The sequence below is a fragment of the Rickettsia amblyommatis genome (genome assembly GCF_002078335.1).
Taxonomy (GTDB): domain Bacteria; phylum Pseudomonadota; class Alphaproteobacteria; order Rickettsiales; family Rickettsiaceae; genus Rickettsia; species Rickettsia rickettsii.
This window is the reverse complement of sequence record NZ_CP015012.1, coordinates 102546-117500: the sequence shown is the minus strand read 5'-3', so window position 1 is coordinate 117500 and position 14955 is coordinate 102546. Positions and strand designations below refer to the sequence as shown.

Genomic DNA, 14955 nt, shown 5'->3' with positions numbered 1-14955 from the left:
ACAGTCGATTAGTATGGATATTGATGATTATGGACGTTTATTAATACTTGATAATAATATTAATGATTTGCGTATAGATTATACCAATCTATTAAAGAAAATAGGTCGAAAAGGTGATTTACTTTCTAAAAGCCGTGAGTATTTATTTTCGTTAACTATGGCTATTCAATATATTTTAAAATCTCCACAAATAACTCAAAATAAAGCATCTAAGGATCTATTAGATACATTGCTTCGAGACGTAGACTCAATAATTAATTTTTCACAATTTATATCTAGCGAGCTTGCAAGAACCCTAGACGCAGCACTCGGTATGATTGCAATTGAACAAAATAATATTATTAAAATTTTCTCGTTGGTTACTATATTTTTTCTCCCACCCACTTTAATAGCTAGTATTTACAGCATGAATTTTACCGTAATGCCTGAGCTTAAATCACCGTATGGTTATCCTATAGCCTTATTCTTAATGCTATTATCTACAATTATTACCTATAAATATTTTAAGAAACGGAAGTGGTTGTAAGTTTTTATTGAGAATAGTTCGATAGCATTTTGCATAAAAATCAATGACCGTATTTTATAGTCAATTGATTTGGACTCACCTACATCATTACTCGTCGCTTTCCTATTAGTTATAGGTTTTGCGCCTTGCTCCTTTTATGCAAATCTCATTGAATTGACTATATGACATTGACACTATCTTAATTAATTATTATATTACCAAAAGTTAAAATTTATTAAATTTTAATTTAATAATAATTAGGATTTAAATATGAGCGAATTAGATTTTGAAGTAGAAAAGACAAGTTTTGTAGTAAGCGTTATTGATGCTATTGAAGAGTATATAAAAGCAGAATTTTTATTTGACTATGAAAAGCAAAAAGAAAATTTGCAATATATCCAAGGTGATTTAAATAATTTTGAATTGCCTGAGATTATTAAAAATTCTAGAGTCATGCAAGAATTCTTTAGATTAAAATCAGAATTTAGGAAATATATTTAAAGATAAAAATTATACAATAGAGGATGAATTTTTTGCAGAAATATATAAAAAATCAAGTATATCTATAGAAGAGCAAATTGTAGAAATAGATACAAAAATAGAGCGTATTAAAAACGATCAACCTGAAAATGAAGAAAAAAAGGCTTGTGAGTGGAATCAGAGTAATGAATTAGAGCGAAAAGCAATAGAAGAGGTGTATAAGAAAAAACAAGATAAGGAAAGTATAGATAGTTATAAACAATTAGGAGCAAGGGTACAAGCGGTAAGAGCTAAATCATCAATAGAAAAGATGGAAGATCCTTTTTTAGTTAAAGAGAAAATATTAAGTGCAGAAGAAATAAAAGCTATTATTTCAAATCATGAATTATTAAATACATTAGCTAGTTATAATGATATGGCTAGTGCAAATGCAGTAACAAAATTATTTGAAATTGCTCGTAATTATTATGAAGATGATAAGCACAAAGGCATGAATGAACTTGAAGCAATAAACGATATAAAAACAGCTTATCTTCTTAATGAAAATATTTAAAAATTACTTAAACAAAAGCAACTTAGTTTTAAAGATATTGATTACGTAGTTGGTCATGAGTTATATAAGTTATGTAAGTTAATAGCAGGAAATAGTGCTAGTGCAATCCTTACTTTTAATAATGATCAAATACATAACAATAATGATTTTTTTGATTTAGCAATATTAGAGAGGTTAGAAGAAACGCTCAAAAAGTTAGCTGATGATTTTACGGTAAATGATGAGCGGATAAAATTCTATAGAACACTAACAGAAGAAAATGATAAAAAATTCTTTTTTGAAAATTGGAAGTTAATAAAATGGTGTTCCGATACCATAACTTATAAGGAACTATTGCAGTTGTTACCTAGTAAAAATTTTTATTAGATCTCTTAAAAGATAGAAATTTATATAAATTAACAGAAAAAATGACTATTTCTAAAAATGAGTTACTTGAGATGTCAAAAGAGGCATAAGACAATTATTTAAAAGAAATAAAGGTTGAAGATTGTTTAGATATTCATTTAGGCTCTATGAATACTCTTAAACTTATTATAGCATCAAATGTGATTCTTAGTAATATCTCATTCAATTCTAATACTACCGTGATTATAGAAGCAGGAAGGTCTTTAAATATCGTTGGTACACTAAATTTAGTATCAGGCAGTACTTTAAATATATCTGGTGAGGGTACATTAGGGTCAAATATTGTTTCAAAAGGTATAATAGAAAATATAAATAATGGGCAATCAGTAATGCACAAAGGAATAACTTCTGAAATTCTTTTAAATAATACTATTGCACTCAATTTAAATTTTATGGAAGAAAATACGGATAGTAATTCAGATACAACAATATTGGGAAATACTGATCCGGAGATTTAAGAAATATATATTGCAAGTTCTTTCTAAACTCTATTTTTATTCGCAACTAGGGATAAGATTTAAAAAAAAATCTTATCCCTTTTTTGCCGGTTACTTTATAGCCTTATTTTCAATGCTATTATCTATAATTATCAACTCTCAATTTTTATAAATACTATATAGCTTTATATGATTTTTTCTTATTAAAAACTTAACAGCTATTAATAAAATACCAACCCTATCTTGACTTTTGTAAAAAATTACCATAAAATATGGTAATTAAGTTAATTATATAAGAATATAAATATGCAAAAAATTTTACTTCAAGGCCCAGATATAAGTATGACAAATGAAAATCCTGATATCCAGGAAATAAAAACCTTAGCTGACTTACCTTCAGGTACAGGTAGTGAATATTTTATAAATGCACATGGATCAGAGTTTTTCTATAAACCTACTAATTTAGGTTTATGGGGAAAAATTAAATCATATTTTATGTCTGAGCCTTCTTACTTATCAATGAGTATATTTTCTGATAAAGGTACAACTTCTGTGTTAGATATTACACTGCTTAATAAAATACAAAATAATACCACTGCAAATCAATGTAATATTGTTCATATATTTTCTTGTCATTCAGGCGCCGCTCAACATCATTTAGATTGGGTACAGGGCAATATGGTGTTATGCACTTATAATAAGGCCAGCGATGCAAATATTATACGATTAGCTCAAAATAATTACGATGCTAGAACAAAAAATGACTCTTTATTGATTGAATATGTAAGAGATAATTTTCATTTACTAGTAGCGTCAGATTTTAGTATAAGCTATAAATTAGACGATCAAATTTATAGTTTTTCTTTAAGTGCTAATAAAATTAAAAATATGAAAAGCATAGTGGAGTTGCCGGCTTTTCTACATAAAGAATATAAAGCTTTTGTAAAATTTTATAAAAATATTCATTCGGAATATCATGAATCATATCCTGAAATATTTAACTTAAATATAGAAACAAAGCCGAAAGAATTAACATACGCTGACTTAATCAGGGTATTTAGTAGAGCTTTAACCTTAGAAACATATAATTTTAATAAATTTTCTCTAAGCAAGATAGAGACTATGTTAAATCAGAAAGGATTATACACTGATACTAGTATAGGGCACGCTATAGAGCAAGGGAATTCTGAACTATTAATTTGTTTACTTAATTATGGTAATACTAAAATAAATTCCTATAATCTTGATAAGGCTATAGAGAAAGGTGATTTAGCTATTCTCAAAGCTGTACTTGAGCATAGTACTACAAAAATAGAATTATATAATCTTGATAAGGCTATAGAGAAAGGTGATTTAGCTATTCTCAAAGCTGTACTTGAGCATAGTACTACAAAAATAGAATTATATAATCTTAATAAGGCTATAGAGAAAGGTGATTTAGCTATTCTCAAAGCTGTACTTGAGCATACTACTATAGAGGTAAGTAGCTATAATATTTATAAGGCAGAAGAGACGCATAATTTAGACGTTATCGAATTAGTAAAAAAATATTATAATTCTACTATAAATACTATTACGTCTGAAGAAAATACTATAGATACAACACTTACTGTAGTAGAAGAAGTACCAGTATTAGGAGAGGGGACAGAGGGAGTATAAGTAATAAAATTCAATATTATTCCCGTGGAAGGCTTGCTTGCATGAATATCCAAGTCGTCATTGTGAGCGACTAAAGGCTTTGTTGCATGGTTTGAAAAACCTACTCGATGTCATTCCCGCGAAAGCGGGAATGACATAAAACGAGCCATGCAACAACGCAGCGACTGCAAGGAGCGTGGCAATCTATAAAAAATAGTAAAAAATCTGTAAATCAGAATTTTTTACTGGATTGCTTCGTCAAAATTTTCAATTTCTCCTCGCAATGACGGCAAAACCAATCCACGCGAGTAATGCCAAGTCATGCAATAGACCTCTTCGGAAATTCTACTTCTAGAGGTAATTTGTACGTCGATCCGGTACTCGAATCCTCACGTACTCTTTTGTACGTTGCGGTTCTGCGTTCCGTGTCTCCTTCAAATTCCTCTCTATAAGCGAGTTTCTACAGAGGTAATAAAATCTAAATATTTCTTAGAATTACTTTACTTAATTCATAATTCAAGTGTGAGAAGTTTATCTCTTCAAATCCTTTTCTCGGAATAATAATCATTGCAAATTTTATAGCCTTAAAGCTAGAATCACTAACAATAATTCTAATTAGATGTCGTATACGCCTTTTAATTTTGTTGCGTACTACAGCTTTTTTATTTAGCTTTCTGCTAACTTTGATTCCTAAAAAGGTGTTATATTTTGATTCAAGGAAGATTTTTGGAAGTTTTTTGGCGATTACCAAAATAAAATACCTCTCATGGAGCTTCTTTCCAAGCTTATTTATAAGCTCAAATTCTTTTTGATTTTTTAAAGAGGTAATAGACAATTTGATAAGTCAGATTATTTTAAGCAGATAATTTATGTCTACCTTTAGCACGACGTTTTCTTAAGATTGCTCTTCCAGTTGGAGTAGCCATTCTAGATCTAAAACCATGTCTTCTTTTTCTAACTAAATTACTAGGTTGAAATGTACGTTTCATAATATTTATACCGAACGAAAATAAAAATTAATTATTATAAATATGTCATCCCGTGGTCCAGCCACGGGATGACATTAAATACTCAAATATGTGCTTTTGCTTTTTCTACGATACTTACGAATCCGTCACTGTTATTGACGGCAAGTTCTGCAAGCACTTTACGATCTATATCGATTTCTGCTTTTTTAAGAGCTCCCATAAATTGAGAGTAAACAAGCCCATGTTCTCTTACTGCTGCATTTATTCTTTGAATCCATAAGCCTCTAAAATCACGTTTACGGTTTCTACGATCTCTATAAGCATATTGGAGGGCTTTTTCTACTTTTTCAATAGCTACTCTAAAACAGCTATTTGCTCTACCTCTATAGCCTTTGGCTAATTTAAGGATTTTTTTATGTCGATTTTTGGAAATTTTTCCTGATTTTGCACGTGTCATTGCTTTAGCTCCTAGTTAATTAATTTATACCGTACGGTATAAAATATTTTTTAATATTATATCCGTCTTGAGGACAAAGTATTGTAGTTCCTCTAAGGTTACGAATTTGAGCTTTAGTACGGCGACGCATAAAATGTTTTTTACCTGCTTGAGATGCAATAACCTTGCCGCTAGCAGTAAGTTTAAAACGTTTTTTTACGGCAGATTTTGTTTTTAATTTAAGCATATTGTTCCTTATAATTGGTATTTCTAGGTTTAAACGGTAAAACATTAGGCATACCAAAGCCATATTACCGATGAAACCTAGATAATAGTTTTTTTTATTAGTTATTGCAAGATTTTTTTATAAAAATGTACTATAATGTTTTTAATCAATCGATAATAATTTAAAAATGTTTGGACAAAATCCTAAAAGAAGCATATTAAACGGTGACGGTACTAAGTTAGAGGTACAGTCTATTTTTAAGACTATACAAGGGGAGGGCATTTTTGTAGGTTATCCTGCGATCTTTATTAGGCTTGGAGGATGTAATCTTGCTTGTAATTTTTGTGATACGGAGTTTGAAGATTTTGATTTAGTAGATATAGATAAGATTTTGAATAAAGTAGAAAGCCTGGCATTAAATTCTAAAAATGAAAAATCGATTAATTTAGTAGTAATAACCGGCGGTGAGCCGATGCGTCAACCTATAGAGTTATTATGTCAGAAGTTATTAGACCGAGATGTTAAAGTGCAAATAGAGACTAACGGTACGTTATATCGTTCTTTGCCGAAAGAAGTGTCTATAATTTGTTCGCCGAAGGCAGGTAAAACCGGTTATAGTAAAATAAGAGAAGATTTATTGCCTAAAATTAGTGCGGTGAAATTTATCGTTGCTAAACATATTTTAGAATATAGTCTCATACCGGAAGTAGGGCAAACCTCTTATAATATACCGGTTTTTATTCAACCTATGGATCAAAACGACCAAAGACTTAATGGCGAAAATAATGAGTTAGCAGTAAAATTAGCATTAGAAAGCGGTGCTATATTATCTCTGCAAACTCATAAATTTTTAAATATCCCATAGATTTAGGTCGCCGTATGACCCCTTTTCATCACCTAATAATATTACTATTCCAACGTTACCATTGTCAGCATTAGAAGGGTAAAGCTTTAGAAGGGTAAAGCTCTTTAAAAATTTTAATTATATTTTCACCGACTCCATCACTTTCAGAACGATATAATTTCCCTAATTGTCTTTGTTGTTCTATAGAAGGGCAAGGTAAGATAATTTTGTCAGCATCTATGTTGCTTTTTGATGTTGATGTTATCATAGATTCAATTGAACTTTCGGTACAGAATTGTTGGAGTTGTGCTACATGTAATTACCTGCTTTTCATTGTCTAAATTAGAAACCTCCGTATTTTCTGCTTGTTCTCTAACATTTGCTTAGTAGCACATACGTAATGTACTAACTAAATCTAAGTGAATTTTGCATTCCGGTTCTTTAATTTTAACAAGAGTATTGATGCATAAGAATCGTCATCTTCACTATCCTCACTCTCGCTGTCACTCCCAATATAGTCAGCGTCAGAAGAGTACATAATAGATTCAAGGAGAAAATCCTTATTATATACCTTGGCAGCAATTTCTTCTCCACAGTTTGAAGGATTTGCAATACGCTTAGGTTGTATCTGTTCATAATTGCCTTACAAAATAATTTCGGTTAGAACTAAATTTCTTTATCCAATAAATTAAAGAATTTTAACTAAGGAATATATTACTCCTATATTCTAGTCAAAAATTAATTTACTTGAATTTTTAATTGTACTTAAGTATAATAATGAAGATTTATTATAAGTTAATACGGAGTAATAATGAGTGAAATATTAGAACTTGAAGCGGAATCCCGCACGGAATTCGGTACGGGAGCAGCAAGAGCATTAAGAAGAGCAGGGCGTGTTCCGGCTATTATTTATGGAGCGGGTAAAACACCTGTTAGTATTTCTTTGGAAGAAAAGGAAATAACTAAATATTATAGAAAACCGGCTTTTATCTCTCAGTTAATTAATTTAACAATTGATAAGAAAAAATATAAAGTATTGCCGAAGGCTGTAGAATTACATCCTGTTACGGATATAGTACGCCATGTTGATTTTGTCTTTTTAGGAGAAAAAAACCAAAAAATGGAAGTACCTGTAGTATATGAAGGGAAAGAAAGAGCTTTAGGCGTTAAAAGAGGTGGATACTTTAATATAGTAAAAAGAAGAGTTACTTTATTATGTGATGTTAATAATATCCCAAGAAACGTAACTATAGATGTTACTAATATGCCTATTGCTACTTCGCTAAAATCGTCAAAAATAGAATTACCGAAAGGATGTAGTTTTGTTACAAAAAAAGAATTTGTCCTTGCAACTATTATAGGACGTAGAGGAGCAAAAACTGAAGCTGAAGGGGAACAACAAGCCGCTGAAGCAGGGAAGTAAGATAATGCTCACGATAAGGACTTGCTTAGATACTTAAATCGTTATTGCGAGGATTCGTAGGCGTTGTTGTTTGGCTCGTTTTATGCCATTCCTAGCTAGAAGCGGGAATCCGGTAATCTTTAATTGTTATACTGTGAGCTTGTAGCGGTATCCAGTCTTTATTAATTTTTTTTCTGGATACCGTGGTCAAGCCACGGTATGACATCGAGTAGGTTTTTCAGTCCACGCAATAATGCTGAGCTAAGAATGACATTATTCTGTACTTCTTGCAAATCAATATTTCTTCAAATATTTTCCATTACTATTTATTAGGTAAATTATTATGATTCTTGTTATTGGTCTTGGTAATCCAGAAAAAGAGTATCAATATACTAGGCATAATGTCGGCTTTATTGCTATAGAGAAAATAGCAAACCAATATAATTCATCATTTAGTACAAAGAAAAAATTCAATTGTGAAATTGCTGAAACTATTAGTGATGGACAAAAGATAATTTTTATAAAGCCCACCATCTATATGAACTTGTCCGGTAAGTCAGTGATATCGGTGAAAACATATTATAATATCCACCCCGCAAAAATCTTTGTTATTCATGATGATATTGATTTAGAAACGGGTAGAATAAAATTTAAAACCGGTGGTGGTAATGGCGGGCATAATGGTTTAAAGTCGATTGATGGGGTTATAGATAATAATTATAACCGGATTAGGATTGGAGTCGGTAGACCGCAAAATAATCAGGATGTAGCAGATTATGTACTTAATAATTTCTCTAAACCGGAGTATGAAATAGTAATGCAAGCTATAGATAGAATCACTAGTAACTTTGGTTTAATATTAGAGAATAAGTTAGAAGAATTTAAGAATAAAATAGCTTGATATATTCAATGTTATTCCTACGACTTGATCGGCGTTGCTGCGTGGATACCAACTCGTCATTGCGAGGAAAAACTGTAAGTTTTGACTAAGCAATCTCAGGAATTCTATACTACTTCACGAGATTGCCACGTCGATGCTACGCATCTCCTCGCAATGATGGGAAAACGATATTAAAACTAAACAGCAAAGATTTATGACACAAAATTTTGAAATTGTTTATGCTGATGAAATGGATAGAACTCATAGAACTATAATTATTGAGGCTTTGAACAAAGATGCTAGAGAACAAAAGGGGTGGGTAGGAGATATTGAATCTTTTTCATTTTCCTGTTTAGATCAGGATAAAAATTTTGTTGTAGGAATTAGCGGTATGAGTTGGGGGGATTTTATATTGATTCACTCTTTGTTAATGAAAAATAAGAAACTAAAATTATGGTACTGTACCAATACAAAAGGCTGAGGATTTAGCACGTGAACGAGGCTGTAATTTTATTCATCTTGTTACTATGGACTTCCAAGCAAAATCGTTTTATGAGAAACTGGGGTATAAAATTGAATTTGCTATGTACGGTTACGCAAAAGATTCTATAATGTATTATTTACGGAAAAATTTATGACACTAAAACTCGGAATTGTTGGGTTGCCGAATATCGGTAAGTCGACGTTATTTAATGCCTTAACGGCAAGTCAGGCTGCAGATGCCGCTAATTATCCGTTTTGTACTATTGAGCCTAATAGCAGCAAAGTTTTAGTGCCTGATGAGCGTTTGCGTAAACTAGCAAGCTTAGCCGGAAGCGGTAAAATTATTCCGTCTTATATTGAGTTTGTCGATATTGCAGGGCTTGTTAAAGGAGCAAGCAAAGGGGAGGGGCTAGGTAATAAGTTCTTATCTCATATCAGGGAAGTCGATGCAATACTGCACGTACTGCGTTGTTTTGAAGATGAGGATATAACGCACGTACATAACAAAGTCGATCCGCTGTATGACCTCGAGATTATTGAAACGGAATTAATACTTGCCGATATAGAATCGGTTGAAAAGCGTTTAGCTACAAGTGAAAAACGCTTGAAGTCAGGCGATAAAGCAATGGCAGCGCAGCTAGAGCTGTTAAAAGAGGTTTATAAGGTATTAGGTGAGGATAAACCTGCAAGAGTGCTAAATGCAGCTTTAGGAGTTGATAATTTAAAACAATTGCAGTTAATTACCTCTAAGCCCGTTTTATATATATGTAACGTACTTGAAAAAGATGCAGCTATAGGTAATGAATTTACAAAATTAGTAGCGGAAAGAGCAAAGCAAGAAAATGCTAAAAGTGTCATAATTTCTTCAAAAATAGAAGCTGAAATTGCTTTACTTGAAAGCATGGAAGAAAAGGAAGAGTTTTTAAAATTTATAGGTTTAGACGAAACAGGGCTTAGTAAAGTCATTAAAGAGGGGTATAATCTTTTAAACCTTAAAAGCTTTTTTACTATAGGACCAAAGGAAGCCCATAGCTGGACTTTTAAAGACGGCACACTTGCACCGACTGCTGCCGGTATTATTCATACCGATTTTGAAAAAGGTTTTATCAGAGCAGAAGTTATCGGTTATAAAGATTACATAAATCTCGGTAGTGAAGCAAAAGCCAAGGAAGTAGGTAAGATGCGTTTAGAGGGTAAAGAATATAAAATGCAGGATGGGGATATAGTACATTTTAGATTTAATGTTTAAATAACGATCAGCTATGAAAACAATTTGACCAAAACGGTCTCTTGAAGTTCAAGATAGGCTTGATTATATAGTGCAGCAAATTTTGGCTGTTGCCAAGGATAAAATTGCCCTGATTATCTTGTATGGCTCGTATGCTAGAGGTGATTGGGTTAAAGATATGTATATGGAAGATCATATTACTTAGTTATACAAGTGATTTTGACTTTTTAGTAGAAAAAAAGGTAAATTTAAGGAGCATGCTACTTTAAGGGTAGAATCTAAGATAGAAAAAAGGTTAGGATAAACAGGCTTAAGAAAAGCCGAGGTTTTTTCGCTAGAACCTTGGATATCTATAATATGCGAATCTATAAGTGAGGTAAATGATAAGCTTGAAAAAGGGCGTTATTTTTATACCGACATTAAGAATGAAGGTATTCTTTTATATGATTAGTGGCGTGTTGCAGCTTTCTCGAGCTAAAAATTTACCTTGGAGTGAAGTAAAAGAAATGGCTAAAGAAGATTATGAATACTGGTTTGGTAGAAGCAAGAGTTTTTTATTGATTGTAAATACCCATTAGAAAGAGGTAATTTTAGTAAAAGTGCTTTTGAGCTGCATCAAGCCACTGAAAGTGTTTACAGTAGCATTTTATTAATTTTTTCCCGTTACAAACCAAAAATTATAGAATTAGCAGAGAGCAGTTACTTTACTTGATTGAGAGAGTAGAAAGATTAAAAATGATAACGGAAAAAATTTGTTTGGAGCGGATTAATCGATAAAACTCGCTGAACCGAAATAAAAAAATCATTTATGAAAATTATTGCGAAGATTCCAGCATGGATGCTCCTATGCTTATCTATTTTATCACCGACTACGGAAACAATTTATACTTCAGGATTACCGAGTTTAACCAAATATTTTGGCGTTGACGGCGGTATCACTCAAATTACGTCTACATTATATTTTCTAGGGTTTGCTCTTGGTATATTATCACTCGGCAGATTATCGGATATTTACGGCAGGAGACCTATAGCTTTATTAGGGCTTTTTATTTATGTTGTATCTTCAATTATTAGCATTTTTGCAGTTAATATAGAAATGCTGATGATAGCTCGTTTTGTGCAAGCTTTCGGTGTAAGTGTAGGTTCTGTTATTGGGCAGGCTATGGCTAGAGACTCCTATCAAGGCTCAGAGTTATCATATGTCTATGCTAGCTTATCTCCGTGGCTGTTATTTATCCCTTCTCTCGGTTCATCTATAGGGGGCTATATTATAGAATATTCAAGCTGGCATTATGTTTTTGTATTTTTTAGCCTTACTGGTACTATATTATTAGCTTTATATTATAAAGTTTTACCTGAAACAAATTCTTATATAGATTTTTCCCAAAGCAGTAAATATTTTGAGGTTTTGCAGGTAATTATTAAAGATAAAATTCTTGGGTTATATGCTTTTATCATCGGTGCATTTAACGGCATATATTACGGTTTTTTCATAGAAGCTCCTTTTATTTTTATTGATAAAATGAAAGTTTCACCATCTTTTTACGGTAAATTAGCGTTTTTGTTATCTTTTGCCGCTATCTTTGGAGGCTTTTTAGGAGGGTATTTAATAAAAAAACGCCATGTACACGATAAAAAAGTTATGGGTTTAGGATTTATTTTTAGTTTGTGTGGTTGTATATTATTTGCGGTAAATGCTTTTATATTAGAAGTTATTTCAACGAGTCATAATCTTGCAATTGCTATGATATTTGCACCGATGATGATTCATATGGTTGGGCATAATCTACTTATCCCTATGACGCTTCGTTATGCACTGGAGGATTATGCTAAAGTAACAGGTACAGCAGGATCTATATTTGGTGCAATATACTACGTAGTTATCGCTGCTGTAACTTATTTGGTTTCTAAAATACACGGCGCAACGATAAGCAATTTTGCTTTATTATGCTTCGTTTTAAGTATTAGCTCTGCTATTTCGTTTTACTGTATTTGGATTTTATATAAGAAACAGTCAAATATTCCTAACTAAAAACAGGTGTCGTCATTGTGAGCAGCTGTGGCGTGTGGCATGGCTCGAAGAAAGCGTTCGATGTCATTCCTGCGAAAACAGGAATCTAGGGTAAAGAGAGATAAATCGAGCGTTTAGTTTTAAAAGTCTAGCATATTTATACTTTTTTGACTGGGGATTCCCGCCTGCGCGGGAATGACATTAAGAAAGTTAGAGATAACCTGATACATCATCTGTATGCTCTTCACCCTCAAGAGTCATATCCTCTTTTAAGGCTTCCATACTACAGCTAATAAATACATCAAGGTTATTCTGCTCGGCTTGCCATTTTAAGCTAGCTTCTTTAAAACTAACAATACCGTTTTCAATTTCTGCTAATGTCAAATTTTTTATTTCGTGTAAAAAATTCTCTATATCTGCTTTTGCTTCTGGATTTTTTTCGATGCATGGATTAAGAAACTCCTTGATACCTGCTAATAATTCTTCTTTTCCAGGTTCTATATCTTTAGAATCTAGAGCTTGAGCTATCGGTGTATTAACTGCATCCTCATTGTTTGCTGCTATATCCTCTTCCTTTTCAAAACTTTTATCAAGTGCGTTATTAGAAGTATTAATATGGAATAACTCTTTATAAAAATCGTTCATAACAATTTGGGCGTTAGGGTTATTTGCATTATAATTATTTATTATTTTATCAACAGCTTCTTTAAACTTTTCATTATAAGGTGCATATCTAAAGGTGGAGCTTTCATATATAGATTTTTTAGCAAATTCTTTTAGTGCTTGCAGATTTTCAGTACTAGAATTACTCATCTCAGCATGTTTTTCCGGAATATCAGTAGCTATTTCTATTAATTTATCACCCAAAATGCTTTGAGCAGTTATTTCATCAGCTTGTTGTGTTGCTGCTAATATTTTACTGGGCATATTATTTTGTAATAGTTCTATTATTCCTCCGCCGCAACAAACAGTTTGGTAATTATCATTATTTTCTTCTTTTAATGATAAATACAAAGCATTGTCTATGTGGTAGTTATTTTCTTTTAATAATTTCCATGTTTGTAAGGTTGGGTCATTAGCATATACTCCACCATCAATAATTTTATGTAATTTAGTATTGGTTATATTACTGAAATTGTGGCTGGGGAAATATCCAGGTGCTGCAGTGATGCCTTGTACTATATCTGAAAGGTAATAATCATGCTCTTCACTTTGTCTAGCCTCTATAGTAGAGAAGGTCATAAGAGGATTTTGTTTATTATTTAGATCATAACCTGTAACTATAACATCACCGATTAAATCCTTGAGGGTATAATCCTTACAATATTTTTTCAATAATTTTACTAATGGTTCAGGAGAAAATTTATGGCTGAATAAGCCATTAAAACTCCAAAATTTTCTAAAAGTTAATCCTGTCGGAAAAATATCGTGTGCCATTTCTTCAAACAGTTCTTGAGCTTGCTCTGCACTGAATAAAGGTTTTCCAGGATTATTAGGATCTGGTAAATTAAGCAAAATAGGAATAAGTCCTCCAACACTGGTCCCTCCAGTAAAATCGAATACCTCACAAGTAGGCTTACCGGTTATTTGCTCTATTATTTTTAATTTTTCTAAATGGATATTTCCTTTTACTCCACCGCCTTCAAATAGTGCTAAGCTAATCTTATTATTGTTTATATCGACCATAACCACCTTTCAAAATACTAAAGAGAGCAAAATACAATAAAAATTAACTTTTGTCAATAAATTTATCTGTATAAACTGAACAAAGTTTAACTTATAGTAAAGAAAACTTGATTAATATTATAACTCTAATGGTATGAGATATGCTAAGTCATCCTAGTAATATAGATCCTCAGTTATTAGCTCAAGAAGTAAATACAATGATGCCCTTAGTAGAGAAAGATTTAGCTGATGTTGAAGATACAATAACTTATGGCAAAGAACGATTATTTAAATTTGTTAAAGATAAGAAAATTATGGAAGCTTTGGCATTTATGTATTGTTTTGAGGGAAATACTGGACAAACTTTAGATATTAAAGAATTTTGTACTACAAATAATTTATTATTATAGAGATGATTTCAGCGCCCTTACGGAGACACTAGATACTTTAACCCCCCCTACAGGGATATTTTTGCTAAATAATTTAACACTAATTCTACTATAAATAATAATACTAAAATACGAAAACTTTGATCGCTCCTCTAATGAAGAGTTAAAAGAAAATTATACTTTACCTAATAAGTATCTTATTTTTTACTTAAAAATATACTAGATATTCATTATATATATAACTCTGAAGATTTTAAACTTAAACTAGGTTTAGTATTACATAATTTAGCTGATAGATTTTTTAAATATTCTACTATTAGAAATATTTATAAAAAAAATTAAATCTGAAATATTAGTTGTAGATAATGATTATTACGAAGAAAATTTAATATTATCAAAACTGCT

18 protein-coding genes and 5 pseudogenes (1 of these 23 cut by a window edge) are annotated in these 14955 nt (G+C 31.5%); 15 read left to right on the top strand and 8 right to left on the bottom strand.

The genetic code is table 11. The annotated features are described in order from the left end of the window. Positions 1 to 526 carry the 3' portion of a magnesium transporter CorA family protein gene (locus tag A3305_RS00525; RefSeq protein WP_045799463.1) on the top strand. Its footprint begins 437 nt before the window's first position, so 526 of the gene's 963 nt are visible here — the last part of the coding sequence; its start codon lies off the left edge, out of view; the stop codon is at positions 524 to 526. A 52-nt stretch (positions 527 to 578) separates the two neighbouring features. Here the strand turns inward: A3305_RS00525 and A3305_RS09810 are convergent. Continuing rightward, positions 579 to 660, bottom strand: a pseudogene (locus tag A3305_RS09810) (palindromic element RPE2 domain-containing protein); the annotation flags it as partial. A 115-nt stretch (positions 661 to 775) separates the two neighbouring features. On the opposite strand from A3305_RS09810, the gene A3305_RS00515 reads away from it, so the two are divergent. The 4 genes and pseudogenes from A3305_RS00515 (at position 776) to A3305_RS00500 (ending at position 4039) form a co-directional block, all read left to right on the top strand. Beyond that, the gene (locus A3305_RS00515) at positions 776 to 1006 is read left to right on the top strand and encodes a hypothetical protein (protein WP_014392585.1); all 231 of its coding nucleotides are present in this window, start codon (positions 776 to 778) and stop codon (positions 1004 to 1006) included. A gap of 289 nt (positions 1007 to 1295) precedes the next feature. Next, positions 1296 to 1538: a hypothetical protein gene (locus tag A3305_RS00510; protein ID WP_193353182.1), complete on the top strand. Its 243-nt coding sequence runs from the start codon at positions 1296 to 1298 to the stop codon at positions 1536 to 1538. 512 nt (positions 1539 to 2050) lie between these two features. Beyond that, positions 2051 to 2287 (top strand): annotated as a pseudogene (locus A3305_RS00505) (hypothetical protein); the annotation flags it as partial. Between the two features lie 399 nt (positions 2288 to 2686). Then, positions 2687 to 4039 carry a hypothetical protein gene (locus A3305_RS00500; RefSeq protein ID WP_045799462.1) on the top strand — a complete coding sequence of 451 codons (1353 nt, stop codon included), beginning with the start codon at positions 2687 to 2689 and terminating at the stop codon, positions 4037 to 4039. Between the two features lie 298 nt (positions 4040 to 4337). Here A3305_RS00500 and A3305_RS11085 read toward each other — a convergent pair. From A3305_RS11085 to rpmI, 5 genes and pseudogenes are all read right to left on the bottom strand, one after another. Beyond that, positions 4338 to 4478, bottom strand: a pseudogene (locus tag A3305_RS11085) (palindromic element RPE1 domain-containing protein); the annotation flags it as partial. Positions 4479 to 4496: 18 nt separating this feature from the next. Then, on the bottom strand, positions 4497 to 4853 hold the full coding sequence (rnpA, locus tag A3305_RS00490) for a ribonuclease P protein component (protein ID WP_014392581.1): 357 nt from the start codon (positions 4851 to 4853) through the stop codon (positions 4497 to 4499). Positions 4854 to 4872: 19 nt separating this feature from the next. Further along, positions 4873 to 5007 carry a 50S ribosomal protein L34 gene (rpmH, locus tag A3305_RS00485; RefSeq protein ID WP_011270688.1) on the bottom strand — a complete coding sequence of 45 codons (135 nt, stop codon included), beginning with the start codon at positions 5005 to 5007 and terminating at the stop codon, positions 4873 to 4875. 82 nt (positions 5008 to 5089) lie between these two features. Beyond that, complete coding sequence (rplT, locus tag A3305_RS00480) at positions 5090 to 5443, bottom strand: 50S ribosomal protein L20 (protein ID WP_014392580.1); 354 nt, start codon at positions 5441 to 5443, stop codon at positions 5090 to 5092. 19 nt (positions 5444 to 5462) lie between these two features. Then, positions 5463 to 5669, bottom strand: a complete 207-nt coding sequence (gene rpmI / locus A3305_RS00475) for a 50S ribosomal protein L35 (protein WP_014392579.1) — start codon at positions 5667 to 5669, stop codon at positions 5463 to 5465. 166 nt (positions 5670 to 5835) lie between these two features. On the opposite strand from rpmI, the gene A3305_RS00470 reads away from it, so the two are divergent. Continuing rightward, the gene (locus A3305_RS00470; protein ID WP_014392578.1) at positions 5836 to 6513 is read left to right on the top strand and encodes a 7-carboxy-7-deazaguanine synthase QueE; all 678 of its coding nucleotides are present in this window, start codon (positions 5836 to 5838) and stop codon (positions 6511 to 6513) included. 70 nt (positions 6514 to 6583) lie between these two features. On the opposite strand, the gene A3305_RS00465 is transcribed toward A3305_RS00470, so the two are convergent. Then, positions 6584 to 6760, bottom strand: coding sequence for a hypothetical protein (locus A3305_RS00465; protein ID WP_231289092.1), 177 nt, complete (start codon positions 6758 to 6760; stop codon positions 6584 to 6586). 543 nt (positions 6761 to 7303) lie between these two features. Between A3305_RS00465 and A3305_RS00455 the strand changes: the two genes are divergently transcribed. From A3305_RS00455 to A3305_RS00420, 8 genes and pseudogenes are all read left to right on the top strand, one after another. After that, positions 7304 to 7915 carry a 50S ribosomal protein L25/general stress protein Ctc gene (locus A3305_RS00455; protein WP_014392576.1) on the top strand — a complete coding sequence of 204 codons (612 nt, stop codon included), beginning with the start codon at positions 7304 to 7306 and terminating at the stop codon, positions 7913 to 7915. Between the two features lie 322 nt (positions 7916 to 8237). Further along, entirely contained in the window at positions 8238 to 8795 is a 558-nt protein-coding gene (gene pth, locus A3305_RS00445) for an aminoacyl-tRNA hydrolase (RefSeq protein WP_014392575.1), read from the top strand. Positions 8796 to 8988: 193 nt separating this feature from the next. After that, positions 8989 to 9255: an acetyltransferase gene (locus A3305_RS00440; protein ID WP_014392574.1), complete on the top strand. Its 267-nt coding sequence runs from the start codon at positions 8989 to 8991 to the stop codon at positions 9253 to 9255. After that, entirely contained in the window at positions 9242 to 9412 is a 171-nt protein-coding gene (locus A3305_RS00435) for a GNAT family N-acetyltransferase (RefSeq protein ID WP_041860526.1), read from the top strand. The genes A3305_RS00440 and A3305_RS00435 overlap by 14 nt, the downstream gene beginning before the upstream one ends. Continuing rightward, positions 9409 to 10506, top strand: a complete 1098-nt coding sequence (gene ychF / locus A3305_RS00430; RefSeq protein ID WP_014392573.1) for a redox-regulated ATPase YchF — start codon at positions 9409 to 9411, stop codon at positions 10504 to 10506. The genes A3305_RS00435 and ychF overlap by 4 nt, the downstream gene beginning before the upstream one ends. A gap of 82 nt (positions 10507 to 10588) precedes the next feature. Continuing rightward, positions 10589 to 10754 (top strand): annotated as a pseudogene (locus tag A3305_RS11355) (nucleotidyltransferase domain-containing protein). 174 nt (positions 10755 to 10928) lie between these two features. Beyond that, a complete protein-coding gene (locus tag A3305_RS11080) occupies positions 10929 to 11063 on the top strand; it encodes a hypothetical protein (protein WP_014392571.1) in 135 nt (44 codons plus the stop codon). Positions 11064 to 11293: 230 nt separating this feature from the next. Continuing rightward, entirely contained in the window at positions 11294 to 12517 is a 1224-nt protein-coding gene (locus tag A3305_RS00420; RefSeq protein ID WP_014392570.1) for a Bcr/CflA family efflux MFS transporter, read from the top strand. 189 nt (positions 12518 to 12706) lie between these two features. Here the strand turns inward: A3305_RS00420 and A3305_RS00415 are convergent, their stop codons facing one another. Further along, positions 12707 to 14182 (bottom strand): patatin-like phospholipase family protein, encoded by a 1476-nt coding sequence (locus A3305_RS00415; protein ID WP_014392569.1) that lies wholly within the window; start codon positions 14180 to 14182, stop codon positions 12707 to 12709. A gap of 140 nt (positions 14183 to 14322) precedes the next feature. On the opposite strand from A3305_RS00415, the pseudogene A3305_RS00410 reads away from it, so the two are divergent. Then, positions 14323 to 14665, top strand: a pseudogene (locus A3305_RS00410) (hypothetical protein). Positions 14666 to 14955 lie beyond the last annotated feature (290 nt).

What these genes read in the sequence shown, in the direction of transcription:
- A3305_RS00510 (WP_193353182.1), top strand. Translation starts at nt 1,296, where the DNA reads ATGGAAGATCCTTTTTTAGTTAAAGAGAAAATATTAAGTGCAGAAGAA.
- rplT (WP_014392580.1), bottom strand. Translation starts at nt 5,443, where the DNA reads ATGACACGTGCAAAATCAGGAAAAATTTCCAAAAATCGACATAAAAAA.
- A3305_RS11080 (WP_014392571.1), top strand. Translation starts at nt 10,929, where the DNA reads ATGATTAGTGGCGTGTTGCAGCTTTCTCGAGCTAAAAATTTACCTTGG.
- A3305_RS00465 (WP_231289092.1), bottom strand. Translation starts at nt 6,760, where the DNA reads ATGATAACATCAACATCAAAAAGCAACATAGATGCTGACAAAATTATC.
- A3305_RS00440 (WP_014392574.1), top strand. Translation starts at nt 8,989, where the DNA reads ATGACACAAAATTTTGAAATTGTTTATGCTGATGAAATGGATAGAACT.
- A3305_RS00500 (WP_045799462.1), top strand. Translation starts at nt 2,687, where the DNA reads ATGCAAAAAATTTTACTTCAAGGCCCAGATATAAGTATGACAAATGAA.
- rpmI (WP_014392579.1), bottom strand. Translation starts at nt 5,669, where the DNA reads ATGCTTAAATTAAAAACAAAATCTGCCGTAAAAAAACGTTTTAAACTT.
- A3305_RS00415 (WP_014392569.1), bottom strand. Translation starts at nt 14,182, where the DNA reads ATGGTCGATATAAACAATAATAAGATTAGCTTAGCACTATTTGAAGGC.
- ychF (WP_014392573.1), top strand. Translation starts at nt 9,409, where the DNA reads ATGACACTAAAACTCGGAATTGTTGGGTTGCCGAATATCGGTAAGTCG.
- A3305_RS00470 (WP_014392578.1), top strand. Translation starts at nt 5,836, where the DNA reads ATGTTTGGACAAAATCCTAAAAGAAGCATATTAAACGGTGACGGTACT.
- pth (WP_014392575.1), top strand. Translation starts at nt 8,238, where the DNA reads ATGATTCTTGTTATTGGTCTTGGTAATCCAGAAAAAGAGTATCAATAT.
- A3305_RS00420 (WP_014392570.1), top strand. Translation starts at nt 11,294, where the DNA reads ATGAAAATTATTGCGAAGATTCCAGCATGGATGCTCCTATGCTTATCT.
- A3305_RS00515 (WP_014392585.1), top strand. Translation starts at nt 776, where the DNA reads ATGAGCGAATTAGATTTTGAAGTAGAAAAGACAAGTTTTGTAGTAAGC.
- rpmH (WP_011270688.1), bottom strand. Translation starts at nt 5,007, where the DNA reads ATGAAACGTACATTTCAACCTAGTAATTTAGTTAGAAAAAGAAGACAT.
- A3305_RS00455 (WP_014392576.1), top strand. Translation starts at nt 7,304, where the DNA reads ATGAGTGAAATATTAGAACTTGAAGCGGAATCCCGCACGGAATTCGGT.